Genomic DNA, 12,901 nt, shown 5'->3' with positions numbered 1-12,901 from the left:
GTCGTGGGGCACCGCGTTGAAGCCGGGCTCGGCGACCTCGGCCTCGGTGAGCTGGTCGCTGGTGTCGGGGATGATCGTCGGCGCGCAGTCCATCGAGAAACTGTCCTCGGTGTCGGTGTCCTGGCACTGGGCGGCCAGCCGCGGCGCGGGCGCACCGATACCGGCGAAGACGGCGACCGCGGGGGCGGCCGCGATCACCAATCCGACTGCGGCATACAGCAGCCGTCGAGTGCCTGTCGAAGCGGTCGTCATCATGTACCCCCTGGCCTACCGCGCTGTGTGTGCAAACCGCCAGGGTAGGCCAGTTTCCTGGGAATCGCGATGCCTCCTCAGTGATTCACAGCGGTGGCGCAGGATCGCTGACGGGTGCCTCAGCGTGGGGGTTGTCGTCGGTATCTCACGAAATTTCACCGATAACCCACACGCTCGGCGTCACAGCGGACCGATCGCTTGGGCCAGGATCCAGGCGGGAATGAAGATCGCCATCGTGAGCGGGGCAGCCAAGGCGCCGATGAGAATGCCCTGCCCGACTTGTGCGGCTGTCCCACGTGATCGCTTGAGCAGGTACCCGATCAGCGCGGCGAGCGCCGCGGCCGGCACGGCGGTGACCGGCAGAAAGTACCAGTACAGCAGGAAGACCCAGGTGATGAACTCCAGCACGAGCACGGTCAGTGACGTCGCGACAAAGCCTGCCCTGCCGTATTTCTCGCTCGTCGGGCGCTCGTCGGGCGGGTCATCAGAAAAGCCAGCAGGCATATGCCACCGCCCCGATCGCGACAAGGGCGGCCGATCCCGCCGTACTCAAGGCGAGACCGCGCGCGGTCGGTGACTTCCGCGGGAACAGCAGGCCGGCGCAGACCAGCGCGACGATCACCGCTATTCCCGTCGCCAGCAGCACGAGCGTGCGCTGGCTGGCAAAGGTGTTGTTGGGCAACCCCGTCTTACCCAGGAGCCACATCGCGACAAGCACCACGCCCAGCAGCGGCTGAACGACAAAGGGCAGCGTCCACGTGGCCACCGACCAGGAAGCCTTGCCGGACAACGGCAGCGGCCCCCTCATGTCACAACCAGAATGAGCAAATACAGGCTCACCAGTATCGGTAACGCCGGCGCACACCAGAACGCCATGGCCTTGGCGGTGCCCTTATAACGCACGGCCATCGTGAAGGCGCCCGCGGCGAGTGCGGCCAACAGGACGGCAACCGACATCACCCAATAGCGGGTTGGCACAGTCGCGACGATGATCGTCGTCGCTCCGAGCCAGATGAGGTAGCCGGCAGCCGCACCGACGATGGCGGCGATCACTGCACGCTTTCGGGTGGCCATCACGCCATCGCCAGCCCCGGTCGTGCGGGCGCCGCGGGTAGCCGTGTTTGAAGGTTGTCCGCAAATACCTGCCAGACGCCCTTATTCAACCAGCTTGCGCCCGGCACCAAGCTGCCTTTCGAGAGCGGACCGCCAGCAGCCACTCGCAATTCCCAGCTGAGCCTTCCCGGAACGGGGTTGTCTTTCGACGGCACGATGCTGAAAGTTATTGTGCGGCCAGCACCTTCATTGTGTCCAGGAAGGGAAATGAAGGAAAAGCTGTCGGGGGTGATGCTCGTGACCTTTACCGGCTCGGCCTCACCCAATGGTCCCTTCAAGTTCAGGACGGCGCCGGTGGTCAGTTCACCCTGGTCCGCAGTGAAGGTGAAGTAGTTGTTGAAGTGCTTTTGGATCTCGCTCATTATCTGTTCTTTGGTCCAGCTCTCCGAGGTGCTGAAGGAGTAGCCGTAGTGATAGCTGCCATATCCACCGTCGGGTGACTGTTTGAAGTCGACGAGTCTCACCGCGCCGTCGCCATCTGCGCGTTGATTGCCGTCGAACGTAGCATCCCCGATACCCGTTGTCGCGCGCGCTATTTCGGCCGCTGCCTGTCGGTCGGCGGCAATCAGCTCGCCGACGCGTTCGCGAATCTGGGCGGCGAACGCGTTCGCTTGGGCCTGCCGCGCGGCGAGCCGGACTGAGCTGACGGCTTCTCGGCTGGTCACTGAAAAGTGCTCGCCGACAGTGAATCCGGATTGCTCGGCGGCGCGCACGGACTCGAGGACTCGTTGCCTGGCGTAGCCGATCTGATCCGCTCCGCGCCGTGCGACTCCGGCGGCATCGTGGAGCCGATCCGCCAGCCCGGTGACCGTGAGCCGGTCCGTGTAGGCCCGCTGCTGCGCGGCTTCGGCGGCCACCCCGTCCCAGGGCGTCCCACCGGGGCTGGCGATCTGCGCCGACACATCGGTGAACGCAGCCTCCCACCGGGTGGCGCGCTGGGTCCATCGGTCGGCGGCCTCGGCCAGGTGCCCGGTGTCCCAGGCGCGGACCTGAGACAACGACGGAGCCGCACCGCCGGCAGACATCTAGACCTCCGGCACCAGTTGGCGAAGGCGGGCCGCGGACTGCTGGTCGGTGGTTGCGAAGTGCGCGGCCGCGGAGGCCAACTGCGCGGCCGTGTCGTGCATCCGAGCAGCCATCACCTGCGATGCACGGGCGGTCTCGGCGTTCGCGTCGTTGACCGCAGCCGCGGTGGCCTGAAATCCGGCGCCGACGGAATCGGCAGCTGGTGCGCCGGCGAGCGCCACTGCCTGGGACCGGCAGTGCGCTGCCAGCTGCGCCAAGCCGTCGCAATTCGTGTCCAGCAAACCCATGCGGTCGAGTCTAGGTGCTGACTTTCGGCCGGCAAGTCACCACAATCCGGCGCCGTCTCAGGCCGCCGTGGCGATGCCGCTACGCGAGATCAGAAACCCGCGACCGGCAGCGGTGCAGGTCACGCCGTTTTCTGCCGAGAGGCACTGAAACGGCCCCAGCGCCCTGCTCTGGCCGTAGGGCAGGGTGGCAGTGCCCTGCCCGGGGTTACCCAGGCAACTGACCCCCGAGCAGGACTGGAACGCCCCCGTGGGATCCATCGTGACCGACTGGGGCGGGGTGACGGTCTGGCAGTACACCGAATCCTGGCCGACCCGCCCGCCGGTGTTGATCTCACAACTGATGTTGCGCGACGGCGAGTAGAAGCTGCAGTACTGGCCGACCGAACTGCACGCCGAATCGTCCGCCGTAGCACTCGGAGTGCCGAGCATTGAACCCACCACCACAACCGGCGCGACGAGAAGGAGCACCCGGGTCCGCATATCGTTCGCCATGCTCACTATCTTCGCCGAACGTCCGGGGCTCCGCGGGCAATTCCGCCCGCCGAGCGTGCGGGTCGTCGGTGAAATTGCGTGCCGGCACCACCGAGAACCCGCACCGTCGGCGAACAAAAACCCCGCACCCACAACGGGGTCCGGGGCTTATGGCGGTGGCGGAGGGATTTGAACCCTCGGACGGGGGTTACCCGTCACACGCTTTCGAGGCGTGCTCCTTAGGCCGCTCGGACACGCCACCGCCGAAGAGCTTACGGGTCGCAGCCGGACTAACCCAAATCGCGGTGACGAGCGAAAAACCCCTCCAGCAGCGCGGCGCACTCACCTTCGAGCACTCCCCCGCGTACCTCCGGCCGATGCGTCAGCCGCCGGTCGCGCACCACGTCCCACAGTGAACCTGCCGCACCGGTTTTGGGCTCCCACGCGCCGAACACCACGCGCGCCACCCGGGCCATCACCAGCGCCCCCGCGCACATCGTGCACGGCTCGACGGTCACCGCCAGCGTGGTGCCTTCCAGCCGCCAACCGTCGCCGTACACCCGCGCGGCCGCCCGCAGCGCCAAGATCTCGGCGTGCGCGGTCGGGTCGCCCAGCTGTTCACGGGCGTTGGCGGCGCGGGCCAGCTCGACTCCGTCCGGGCCGAACACCACGGCACCGATCGGTACGTCGTCGGGGCCGGCCAAACCGGCAGCATCGATGGCAGCCCGGATCAGCACCTGGTCAGCGGAGCTCACCGATCGAGGCGGTCGAGCACGGCTGCCAACTCGTCGGCAAAACCCATCTCCCGCGCGATCCGGCCCAGCTGCTCGTCGGCATACAGGTCGGTCTCGTCGAGGATCACGCTCAGCACCGGCTCGGGCAGCCCGATATCGGCCAGCAGGCCGAGGTCACCCTCCTCGAACGGATCGGCATCCTCGAGGTCTTCGGGGGCGATGTCGGCGTCCAAGGTCTCCAGCGCCTCGGCGGCAATGTCGTAATCCAGCGCCGCCGTCGCATCCGAGAGCAGCAGCCGAGTACCCGCCGGCGCCGGCCGCACGATGAGGAAAAACTCGTCGTCGATGTCCAGCAGCCCGAACACCGCTCCGGCGCTGCGCATTTCTCGCAACTCCGTCTCCGCCGCGCTGAGGCTGGTCAACACCTTTGCGCTCATGGCCGAGCAACGCCACTTGCCATCCTCGCGGACAACAGCCACCGCAAAGCCGTCCGGGGCGTCCGACCCGGGGCTGTTCTGGGCGCGCTGTGCCTCCATGGCCGCATACGCTAGTCGCTGATCAGGCCTTTTGACCAGGTACTCATCGGCAGCGCCGCATCGGTGTGTCAACCTGGACAGGTGACCAAGACACCGGTGTGCGTCCTCGGCCTCGGACTCATCGGCGGGTCGGTGTTGCGCGCCGCGGTCGCCGCCGGGCGTGAGGCGTACGGGTACAACCGGTCCGTCGAGGGCGCCCAGGCGGCCCGCTTCGACGGCTTCGACGCCACCACCGATCTCACCGAGGCACTGCAGTGGTCCGCCGAGCGCCAGGCCCTGCTCGTGCTGGCGGTCCCCATGCCTGCCGTCTCGCTGCTGCTGGGCCACATCAAGGATGTCGCCGCCGACTGCCCGCTGACCGATGTCATCAGCGTCAAGGGCGCTGTCCTCGACGAGGTGCGCCGCGCCGGATTGCTCGACCGCTACGTCGGCGGTCACCCGATGGCCGGCACCGCGCACTCGGGCTGGAACGCGGGCGACGCCCGGTTGTTCACCGGCGCGCCCTGGGTCCTCGGCGTCGACGAACACGTCGACGCCCACGTGTGGGCGCAGGCAATGGATCTGGCGCTGGACTGCCATGCCGTGGTGGTCCCGGCCAAGTCCGAGGAGCACGACGCGGCGGCCGCCAGCATCTCGCACCTGCCGCACCTGCTGGCCGAAGCGCTGGCGGTGACGGCAGGCGAGGTGCCGCTGGCGTTCGCCCTGGCGGCCGGTTCGTTCCGGGACGGCACCCGGGTCGCGGCCACCGCCCCCGACCTGGTGCGCGCGATGTGTGAGGCCAATTCGGGCCAGCTGCTGCCCGCCCTGGACCGTGCGCTGGAGCTGCTGACCCAGGCCCGCGAGTCGCTGGCCGAGAAGACCTCGGTGGCCGAACTGGTCGAGGCCGGTCATGCGGCCCGCGCCCGCTACGACAGCTTCTCGCGCCCACAGATCGTGACGATCGCCATCGGTGAGGAGAACTGGCGTGAAGAGCTGGCTGCCGCCGGCCGGGCCGGCGGTGTGATCAGATCCGCTTTGCCAATCCTGGATAGTCGACGATGAATCCGTCGGCATCGACGGTGATCGTGGTCTCGGCGACCGGCGAGTGCAGCTTGATGCCCTCCCCGCTGTCGGCGCCGGAGCTGCTGTAGCTGATCGTCGCCTGCTTGACGGTCAGGTCCGGCAAACTCACGTACACCACGGGCAAGCTGATCGAGTCGACCCGTCGGTACAGGCCGGTGCGCCGGATCGGCAGCGCGTTGAAGAACGGGCTGAACACCACGTCGACGTCGAGCGCGCCCTCGTAGGAGGCGCGCGTCTGGCCCTGGTGGTCGGTGATCAGCCACATGTTTTCCTCGTCGCGGGCGATCGACAATTGCCGATCCCGCTCGGCGAGGGTGACGCTCATCGACAGCCGCTTGGTGGCGCCGGTCTCGTCGGTCACCAAGTCGTAGGACGCGCTGAACGGGGGGTGCGTTTCGGCGGCCGCGGCCACGATGCGGCCATATGCCTTGATCCGATTGCCCGATAGCTGCACCCGAGTCGATTCCATCCGTGAATCGTCGTGTGCGCGCCAGGTCAGGATCGCAGGCCAGGCGCTTTCTGTCGCATCGTTGGCTGCACTCACCCGTCTACCGTATGCGACGGACCACCCCGTTCGTAACCAGGTGGCGAAGTGCGACCCTTCCGTGACGTGTGGGCGTGAGCGTCGAAACTCACCTCGTCGTCGAGCAACGGCTGGGGCATCCGCCGGAATCGGCCGCTGCCGGGCACCGAGGCCCACACCGCCAGCGCGAGCAGTCCGTCGAGAACCAGCGCCAACACCGTCACCAGCAACGCACCCACCAGGGCGAGGTAGAACTGGCGGACCTTGATGCCGTCGATCAGGTAGCGCCCGAGCCCGCCCAGGCTGGCGTACGCGGCCACCGTTGCCGTCGCGACCACCTGCAGGGTGGCGGTGCGCAACCCACCCAGGATCAGCGGCAGCGCATTGGGCACCTCGACACGCAGCAAAACCCGCGTCTCGGTCATCCCCATCGACCGGGCGGCGTCGACCACCGTCGGGTCGACGTTGGCGATCCCGGCGTAGGTGCCCGCCAGCAGCGGTGGGATGCCCAGCAGCATCAGCGCAACCGTCGGCGGCAGCAGTCCCAGCCCCCACAGCAGCACCCCGAGCAGCAGAACCCCCAGAGTCGGCAGCGCGCGCAGCGCATTGACGCCGGTGACCACCAAAAAGGTGCCGCGCCCGGTGTGCCCGATCAGCATGCCGATCGGGATGGCGATCAGCGCCGAGAAGACGACGGCCACCGCGGTGTACTGCAGGTGCTCGAGGATGCGCATCCCGAGACCGGCCTTACCTGCCCAGTTGGCCGAGGTGAAGATGTAGGCGAGCGCCTGATGCAGGAAGTTCATGACGCCTTCACCCTGGCCCACGGGGTGATCAGCCGACCGGCCAGCAGGATCAGCACGTCGATGACGATGGCCAGCAGGAAGATCGCGATGATCCCGGCGACGATCTGGTCGCTCTTGTCGGCCTGATAGCCCTCGGTGAACCAGGTGCCCAGCCCGCCGATCCCGATGACCGACCCCACCGACACCATCGAGATGTTGGTCACCGCCACCACCCGCAGCCCCGCGATGAGAACCGGAATGGACAGCGGCAGTTCGACTTTGAGCATCCGGGAGACCCGGGTGTAGCCGACGGCGGTGGCCGCGTCGCGGACCTGGGCGGGCACCGCGTCCAACGCTTCGGGCACCGCCCGGACCAGCAGCGCGGTGGTGTAGAGGGTGAGCGCGACGATGACGTTCGCCTCGTCGAGAATCCGGGTCGGAATGATCAGCGGTAGCACCACGAACAGCGCCAGCGACGGAATGGTGAAGATGATGCTCGCCGTCACCGTGGTCAACCGACGCAGCGCCGTTGTCCGCCACACGTAGGCGCCCAGGGGCACCGCGATGACCAAGCCGAGCACCACCGGGATCAACGACAGCCGAAGGTGGATCACCGTCAGCGCCCACGCCTTGTCGAGATGGGTGAGCAGATAGTTCACGCGCTCACCCCCGTCGTTGCGATTCCAGTGCTGCGAGAACGTCGTCGGCCCGTACCCCGCCGATCACCTGCCCGTCGTCGTCGACGGCCACCCCGAGCCCGGCGGGCGACGACAGCGCCGCATCCAGCGCCAGCCGCAACGTGCCACCCGGCCCGAACAGCGATCCCCCCGCAATGGTGCTGTCGTACAACGAGCTTCCGCCCCGGTGCAGTGCGACGCCCTCGGCGTTGATCCAGGCATACGGCCTGCCGTCGGACTTGGTCACCAGCCGCCACTGTCCGGCATCCAGCGACAGCGCGTCGATCTCGTCTTCGCTGACGGTCGCGATGTCGTGCAGTGGGAGTCCGGTCGCCTCCCGGAACTGCAGACCGCGGTAGCCGCGGTCGGTACCGATGAATCCCGAGACGAACTCGTTGGCGGGATTGGACAGCAGCCGTGCCGGGGCGTCGTACTGCTGCAGGGTGCCACCCGGCCCGAACACCGCGACGCGGTCGCCCAGCTTGATGGCCTCGTCGATGTCGTGCGTGACGAACACGATCGTCTTGCGCAATTCGCCCTGCAGGCGCAGGATTTCGGCCTGCAGTTCGTCGCGCACCACCGGGTCGACCGCGGAGAACGGTTCGTCCATCAACAGCACCGGCGGGTCAGCCGCGAGCGCACGGGCCACCCCGACGCGTTGCTGCTGGCCGCCGGACAGTTGCGCCGGATACCGGTCGCCCAGCTTGGGGTCCAGACCCACCCGCTCCAGCACCGCGTAGGCGGCCTTGCGGGCCGCCCGGCGGGACTCGCCCTTGAGTACCGGCACGGTCGCGACGTTGTCGATCACCCGCTGGTGCGGCATCAGGCCGCCGCTCTGGATCACGTAGCCGATGCCGAGCCGGAGCTTCACCGGGTCGACGGTGGCGATGTCACGGCCGTCGACCGTGATCGTGCCCGAGCTGGGCTCGATCATCCGGTTGATCATCCGCATCGAGGTGGTCTTGCCGCATCCCGACGGTCCGACGAAGACCGTCAGGGTGCCGGTCGGCACCTCCATGCTCAGGTTGTCGACGGCGACGGTGCCGTCCGGGTACGTCTTGGTGACCGCTTCGAAAGTGATCATCTATTTCCCGATCGGCTTGTCGAATCCGTTGTCGCGGATCCACTTCTGTGCGGCTTCGTCGGGGTCCACGCCGGAGTTGCCGGACACGGCGGTGTTGAGTTCGATGAGGCCCTCGGTGCTCAGCTTCGCCGACACCGCGTCGAGCACCTTCTTGAGTTCGTCGGACTTCTTCTGCGAACTGACCAGCGGCACAACGTTGGCGGCCAGGAAGTTGTTCTTCGGATCCTCCAGTACCACGAGCTTGTTCTGCGGGATCGCCGGCGAGGTGCTGAAGATGTCGGCGGCGGTGACCGTGCCGTCCACGAGTGCGCGTACGGTCGCCGGACCGCCACCGTCACTGATCGCGACGAAGTTGTCCGGCTTGATGTCCAGGCCGTACTTGGCTTTCAGCCCCGGCAGTCCCTCGGTGCGGTTCAGGAACTCCGAGGGTGCGCCGAACTTGACCTCGGCGGAATGCGCCGCGAGGTCGCCGATGGTCTTGAGATTCCATTTCTGCGCGGTGGATTCGGAAACCGCCACGGTGTCGGTGTCGTTGGCCGGTGACGGAGTGAGGATCGACAGGTCGCCGGGCAGCGCCCGGACCAACGCGAGCTCCACCTGCTCAGGCGTGGTCACGGTGGTCTTGGGATCGAAGTACTGCAACAGGTTTCCGGTGTATTCGGGCACCAGGTCGATCGAGTGGTCACGCACGGCGGGGATATAGGTCTCACGGCTGCCGATACCGAACTGCCGCCCGACCGTGAAACCGTTCGCCTCCAAGGCCTGAGCGTAGATCTCGGCGATGATCTTCGATTCCGGAAAGTCCGCCGAACCCACGACGAGCGTCTTCAGGTCACCCGACGCCGACCCGCCGCCCAGGGGATTGGCGCTGCCGCATGCCGCCACCGGCCCGACGAGCAGGAGCAAAGTCGCCACCAACCAGAGTCGCAATCCGCCCCGCGACGCGTTCATGAGCGTCCTTTCACCCCGACCCGTTTCACCGACAGTAACGGCAGTGTCCGCGACCCGCCCGCGTTTGGATCACGACGAACGACATGGTGACGTTTCGCCGCGATGGTTTCCTTATGGCCGGAAACGGGCAAAGATGGCGCCATGAGCAGTGAACCGCTGGGCCCGCGCGACGAGCCCACGCCCCCGGTTCCGCCGGCACCGCCGGTCCCGGAACCGCCCGCGCCGGGGCCGGTGACCAACGTGTCCGAAGTGAAGTTCACCCGGGCAGCGGCGTTGTGGTCTTCGGTGATCGCCGGGTTTTTGGTGCTGACGATCCTGCTGATCTTCATCGCCCAGAACACCAACGCGGTGACCGTGGCCTTCCTGGGCTGGCGCTGGTCGCTGCCGCTGGGTGTCGGAGTCCTCGCCGCGGCGGTGTGCGGCGGCCTGGTGACCGTGCTCGCCGGTGCGGCCCGGATCTTCCAACTCCGCCGGGTGGCGAAGAAGAACCTCAAAGCAGCCAGGAAGACCTAGCTCAACGTCTCCAGACCACGACTGATCAGGACCGCGACGGCCTGCCCCGCACGGTCGTCGGTGTCCGGGTGCCCGGCCGCCATCCGCCGGCGGAAGTCGATACCGGCGGCGATGATCGCCAGCTTGAAGTAGCCAAGCGCCATCTGGAAATCCCAGTGCGCCAGCGGGTTTCCGGACACCACCGAATACCGATGCGCCAGTTCGTCGGCGGACGGCATCTGCGGCGCCGTCCAGGCCGTCTCCTCGTTGAGGATCAGGTTCAGCGCCGGATCGCGGTGTACACACATCAGCGCGGCATCCGCGAGCGGATCGCCGAGGGTGGACATCTCCCAATCCAGCACGGCCCGAACGACAGTCGGATCCTCGGCGGCCAGGATCGTGTTGTCGATGCGGTAGTCGCCGTGCACGATCGAGGTGCGGCTCTGTTCGGGAACGGCGTCGGCGAGCTTGGTGTGCAGCCGCTCGACGTCGCGGTCGCGGTCATCCTCGGGCAGCCGGACATGCTGCCACTGCGAACCCCAGCGCCGCACCTGCCGTTCGAGATAGCCCGTCGGTTTCCCGAAATCGCTCAGGCCCACGGCGTTCGGGTCGACCTCGTGCAGATCGACCAGGACGCGGATCAGGCTGTCGACGCACGCGCCCACCACATCGGGGCCGCCGAGGGCGTCCAGCTCGGCGCGGCTGCGCACGACATTGCCCGCGACGTATTCGACCATCTGGAACGGTGCTCCCAGCACCGAGTCGTCGTCACGCATGGTGACCGCCCGCGCCACCGGCACCGCGCTGCCGGCCAGCGCGGCCACCACCCGGTACTCGCGGCCCATGTCGTGGGCCGAGGGGGTGAGGCCATGCAGCGGCGGGCGGCGCAGTACCCACTTGGAGGCGTCGTCGAAGACCAGGAAGGTCAGGTTGGAGCGGCCGCCGGAGATGAACTCGCCCCGCAGCTCGCCGCTGCGTGGGATGCCCACCGCGCGCAGATGCCGGTCGAGTGCCACCAGGTCGAGCCCGTCGGGTGCAGTCATCAGCTATGTATAGCTAATAGCGCTGATTGCGCGGCAAGAGGTCCCACACATGCTCGGTGGTGTTGACCGCCGCCACGGTGGCCTGCCCGCTGCGGGCATAGAGCAGGCGGGTGATCGACACGTAGTCGATCGGGAACGACAGCAGCCGCCTGGTGCCCAGCAGCTCGTGCAGGATCACGTTGATCACGCCACCGTGACTGAACACGGCCACCGTGTCGTCATGACCGGACGTGGCGACGATGTCGGACAGCGCCGCCGCCACCCGGGCGCGGAACTCGCCCTCGTCCACACTGCTGGGCAGATGCCCCTGCGCCATCCGGGCCCACTCCTCGGGCCGTTCGGTGCGCACCTGTTCGATCGGCACGTAGTGCGTCAATCCGCGGTCGTACTCGGCGAGCCGCTCGTCGATGTCGGGGGTCAGTCCGATGGCCCGGGAGACGGGTTCGGCGGTCTGGATCGCCCGCCGCTGCGGACTGCTGACCAGCCGGGTGAGCGGGAATCGGGCCAGCGCCTCGGGCAGCCGCCGGGCCTGCTGCCAGCCGTCCTCGGACAGCTCGGGGTCGGCGCCCTCACCGGCCTCGGTCCGATGGGGCAACGCGTGCCTGACGAGCAGCAACTGCATGACTGAGACGGTCCTTTCCCGAGCTCGGCGGCGCCGAAGTGTCAGCAGTGACGCTATCGCGCGTCCTCGGCGAGCTCGGCCAGGATCTGCTCGGTGTGCTCGCCGAGCGCCGGGGCCGCCGAGCGCGGCGCCCAGGGCGTGCCGTGAAAGTCGGCCGGGGTGGCGATCATCGGGCCGCCGTCGGGGACGTCGACCAGACCGCCCGCGGCGTGGAACTGTTCGTCGCCGAGCACGTCCTCCATGGAGTTCACCGGCGACCAGAACAGGTCGGGCTCGGCGTCGAATGCCTCGGCCCACTCGGCCAAGGTTCTGGTCGCGAAGATCTCGTCGAGCGTCGCGATGAGCTCTCGGGAATGCACCGCGCGATCCCTGGCAGTGGCAAACCTGGTGTCGCCGCACCATTCCGGGTGGCCCACCGCCCGGCACAGCGACGGCCAGTGGCGATCGGCCTCCAGTCCGACGATCCAGAACCGCCGGCCGTCGGCCGCCAGGTAGTTGTTCATGCACGGGTTGAACATCGTCTCGCGCAGCCCAATCGCGATCGGGCTGCCGGTCAGCAGAAAGGTGTTGAGGTCGAAGCTCACGGTGTAGGCGCCCTGGCGGTACAGCGACGTGGTGACCAGCTGGCCCTCGCCGGTACGAGCGCGCGCGACCAGCGCCGCATTGATTGCCGCGGCCAGCGTCATCCCGGTGACGTGGTCGCCCATGCCGCCGCGCTGGAACGGCGGGCTGTCGCCGGGCCGGGTGAGCAGATCGGCCACCCCCGAGCGGGCCCAGAACGCGGCCACGTCATAGGCCGGGCGGTTGGCTTCCGGCCCGGTCTCGCCGTAGCCGGTGATCAGCCCGTACACCAGACCGGGGTTCAGCGCAGCCACCGCGGGAAAGTCCAGATTCAGCCGGGCCAGGGCGTCGGGCCGGACGTTGGTGATGAACACGTCTGCACTGCAAAGCAATTGGCGCGCCGTCGCCAGTCCGCCATCGGTGGTCAGGTCGAGCACGATGCTGCGCTTGGAGCGGTTGTCCATCTCGAACGGCGGATTGGTGCCGTCGTCGAGCCCGAGCATCCGGCCGAACATGCGAGCGGGGTCACCGGTCGGCGGTTCGATCTTGACGACGTCGGCGCCCCAGTCGGCCAGGATTCCTCCGGCGGCCGGACCGGCGACCCACACGCCGAGCTCGACAACCCTGATGTCCTCCAGCGGTCCGGCCACCGTCGCCCCTTTCGCCATGCGTTCGCCAAAGG

General features: G+C 67.8%; 18 protein-coding genes, 1 tRNA gene and 1 pseudogene. 2 read left to right on the top strand and 18 right to left on the bottom strand.

What is annotated here, in order from left to right:
- The 10 genes and pseudogenes from MSZK_RS04075 to MSZK_RS04030 all read right to left on the bottom strand — a co-directional run.
- Positions 1–252, bottom strand: a pseudogene (locus MSZK_RS04075) (hypothetical protein); the annotation flags it as partial.
- Between the two features lie 180 nt (positions 253–432).
- The gene (locus MSZK_RS04070; RefSeq protein ID WP_142389855.1) at positions 433–756 is read right to left on the bottom strand and encodes a hypothetical protein; all 324 of its coding nucleotides are present in this window, start codon (positions 754–756) and stop codon (positions 433–435) included.
- On the bottom strand, positions 737–1,060 hold the full coding sequence (locus tag MSZK_RS04065; RefSeq protein WP_099245093.1) for a hypothetical protein: 324 nt from the start codon (positions 1,058–1,060) through the stop codon (positions 737–739). The genes MSZK_RS04070 and MSZK_RS04065 overlap by 20 nt, the downstream gene beginning before the upstream one ends.
- Entirely contained in the window at positions 1,057–1,305 is a 249-nt protein-coding gene (locus MSZK_RS04060; RefSeq protein ID WP_158230543.1) for a hypothetical protein, read from the bottom strand. Before MSZK_RS04060 ends, MSZK_RS04065 begins: the two co-directional genes overlap by 4 nt.
- A 20-nt stretch (positions 1,306–1,325) precedes the next feature.
- Positions 1,326–2,390: a WXG100 family type VII secretion target gene (locus MSZK_RS04055; protein WP_099245089.1), complete on the bottom strand. Its 1,065-nt coding sequence runs from the start codon at positions 2,388–2,390 to the stop codon at positions 1,326–1,328.
- Entirely contained in the window at positions 2,391–2,678 is a 288-nt protein-coding gene (locus MSZK_RS04050; RefSeq protein ID WP_099245087.1) for a hypothetical protein, read from the bottom strand.
- A gap of 57 nt (positions 2,679–2,735) precedes the next feature.
- The gene (locus MSZK_RS04045; protein WP_233211108.1) at positions 2,736–3,170 is read right to left on the bottom strand and encodes a hypothetical protein; all 435 of its coding nucleotides are present in this window, start codon (positions 3,168–3,170) and stop codon (positions 2,736–2,738) included.
- Positions 3,171–3,320: 150 nt separating this feature from the next.
- A tRNA-Ser gene (locus MSZK_RS04040) sits at positions 3,321–3,411 on the bottom strand.
- 28 nt (positions 3,412–3,439) lie between these two features.
- Complete coding sequence (locus MSZK_RS04035) at positions 3,440–3,904, bottom strand: nucleoside deaminase (RefSeq protein WP_099245085.1); 465 nt, start codon at positions 3,902–3,904, stop codon at positions 3,440–3,442.
- On the bottom strand, positions 3,901–4,419 hold the full coding sequence (locus MSZK_RS04030; RefSeq protein ID WP_099245083.1) for a tRNA adenosine deaminase-associated protein: 519 nt from the start codon (positions 4,417–4,419) through the stop codon (positions 3,901–3,903). Before MSZK_RS04030 ends, MSZK_RS04035 begins: the two co-directional genes overlap by 4 nt.
- A gap of 96 nt (positions 4,420–4,515) precedes the next feature.
- Between MSZK_RS04030 and MSZK_RS04025 the strand changes: the two genes are divergently transcribed.
- The gene (locus MSZK_RS04025; protein ID WP_233211112.1) at positions 4,516–5,460 is read left to right on the top strand and encodes a prephenate dehydrogenase; all 945 of its coding nucleotides are present in this window, start codon (positions 4,516–4,518) and stop codon (positions 5,458–5,460) included.
- Here MSZK_RS04025 and MSZK_RS04020 read toward each other — a convergent pair.
- The 5 genes from MSZK_RS04020 to MSZK_RS04000 are packed head-to-tail and all read right to left on the bottom strand — an operon-like array spanning position 5,423 to position 9,501.
- Positions 5,423–6,025: a putative glycolipid-binding domain-containing protein gene (locus MSZK_RS04020; RefSeq protein ID WP_099245079.1), complete on the bottom strand. Its 603-nt coding sequence runs from the start codon at positions 6,023–6,025 to the stop codon at positions 5,423–5,425. The genes MSZK_RS04025 and MSZK_RS04020 overlap by 38 nt on opposite strands.
- Positions 6,022–6,810 carry an ABC transporter permease gene (locus tag MSZK_RS04015; RefSeq protein ID WP_099245077.1) on the bottom strand — a complete coding sequence of 263 codons (789 nt, stop codon included), beginning with the start codon at positions 6,808–6,810 and terminating at the stop codon, positions 6,022–6,024. The genes MSZK_RS04020 and MSZK_RS04015 overlap by 4 nt, the downstream gene beginning before the upstream one ends.
- On the bottom strand, positions 6,807–7,448 hold the full coding sequence (locus MSZK_RS04010; protein ID WP_099245075.1) for an ABC transporter permease: 642 nt from the start codon (positions 7,446–7,448) through the stop codon (positions 6,807–6,809). Before MSZK_RS04010 ends, MSZK_RS04015 begins: the two co-directional genes overlap by 4 nt.
- 4 nt (positions 7,449–7,452) lie before the next feature.
- Positions 7,453–8,550, bottom strand: a complete 1,098-nt coding sequence (locus MSZK_RS04005) for an ABC transporter ATP-binding protein (protein WP_099245073.1) — start codon at positions 8,548–8,550, stop codon at positions 7,453–7,455.
- Positions 8,551–9,501, bottom strand: a complete 951-nt coding sequence (locus tag MSZK_RS04000) for an ABC transporter substrate-binding protein (protein WP_099245071.1) — start codon at positions 9,499–9,501, stop codon at positions 8,551–8,553.
- A 141-nt stretch (positions 9,502–9,642) separates the two neighbouring features.
- On the opposite strand from MSZK_RS04000, the gene MSZK_RS03995 reads away from it, so the two are divergent.
- Positions 9,643–10,014 (top strand): lipopolysaccharide assembly LapA domain-containing protein, encoded by a 372-nt coding sequence (locus MSZK_RS03995; protein ID WP_099245069.1) that lies wholly within the window; start codon positions 9,643–9,645, stop codon positions 10,012–10,014.
- On the opposite strand, the gene MSZK_RS03990 is transcribed toward MSZK_RS03995, so the two are convergent.
- From MSZK_RS03990 to MSZK_RS03980, 3 genes are read right to left on the bottom strand one after another with little or no spacing between them, the layout of a single operon-like run.
- On the bottom strand, positions 10,011–11,036 hold the full coding sequence (locus MSZK_RS03990) for a phosphotransferase family protein (protein WP_099245067.1): 1,026 nt from the start codon (positions 11,034–11,036) through the stop codon (positions 10,011–10,013). The genes MSZK_RS03995 and MSZK_RS03990 overlap by 4 nt on opposite strands.
- 13 nt (positions 11,037–11,049) lie before the next feature.
- Positions 11,050–11,658, bottom strand: a complete 609-nt coding sequence (locus MSZK_RS03985) for a histidine phosphatase family protein (RefSeq protein WP_099245065.1) — start codon at positions 11,656–11,658, stop codon at positions 11,050–11,052.
- 53 nt (positions 11,659–11,711) lie between these two features.
- Positions 11,712–12,869, bottom strand: coding sequence for a CaiB/BaiF CoA-transferase family protein (locus MSZK_RS03980; RefSeq protein ID WP_099245271.1), 1,158 nt, complete (start codon positions 12,867–12,869; stop codon positions 11,712–11,714).
- Between the last annotated feature and the right edge of the window lie 32 nt (positions 12,870–12,901).

This window comes from Mycobacterium sp. shizuoka-1, from assembly GCF_002723835.1.
GTDB lineage: Bacteria > Actinomycetota > Actinomycetes > Mycobacteriales > Mycobacteriaceae > Mycobacterium.
This window is presented reverse-complemented; position numbering and strand designations above follow the sequence as displayed.

Coding starts and splice junctions, on each gene's coding strand:
- MSZK_RS04015 (WP_099245077.1), bottom strand. CDS start 6,810: ATGAACTTCCTGCATCAGGCGCTCGCCTACATCTTCACCTCGGCCAAC.
- MSZK_RS04065 (WP_099245093.1), bottom strand. CDS start 1,060: ATGAGGGGGCCGCTGCCGTTGTCCGGCAAGGCTTCCTGGTCGGTGGCC.
- MSZK_RS04070 (WP_142389855.1), bottom strand. CDS start 756: ATGCCTGCTGGCTTTTCTGATGACCCGCCCGACGAGCGCCCGACGAGC.
- MSZK_RS04000 (WP_099245071.1), bottom strand. CDS start 9,501: ATGAACGCGTCGCGGGGCGGATTGCGACTCTGGTTGGTGGCGACTTTG.
- MSZK_RS04045 (WP_233211108.1), bottom strand. CDS start 3,170: ATGGCGAACGATATGCGGACCCGGGTGCTCCTTCTCGTCGCGCCGGTT.
- MSZK_RS04005 (WP_099245073.1), bottom strand. CDS start 8,550: ATGATCACTTTCGAAGCGGTCACCAAGACGTACCCGGACGGCACCGTC.
- MSZK_RS03985 (WP_099245065.1), bottom strand. CDS start 11,658: ATGCAGTTGCTGCTCGTCAGGCACGCGTTGCCCCATCGGACCGAGGCC.
- MSZK_RS04055 (WP_099245089.1), bottom strand. CDS start 2,390: ATGTCTGCCGGCGGTGCGGCTCCGTCGTTGTCTCAGGTCCGCGCCTGG.
- MSZK_RS03995 (WP_099245069.1), top strand. CDS start 9,643: ATGAGCAGTGAACCGCTGGGCCCGCGCGACGAGCCCACGCCCCCGGTT.
- MSZK_RS04050 (WP_099245087.1), bottom strand. CDS start 2,678: ATGGGTTTGCTGGACACGAATTGCGACGGCTTGGCGCAGCTGGCAGCG.
- MSZK_RS03990 (WP_099245067.1), bottom strand. CDS start 11,036: ATGACTGCACCCGACGGGCTCGACCTGGTGGCACTCGACCGGCATCTG.
- MSZK_RS04030 (WP_099245083.1), bottom strand. CDS start 4,419: ATGGAGGCACAGCGCGCCCAGAACAGCCCCGGGTCGGACGCCCCGGAC.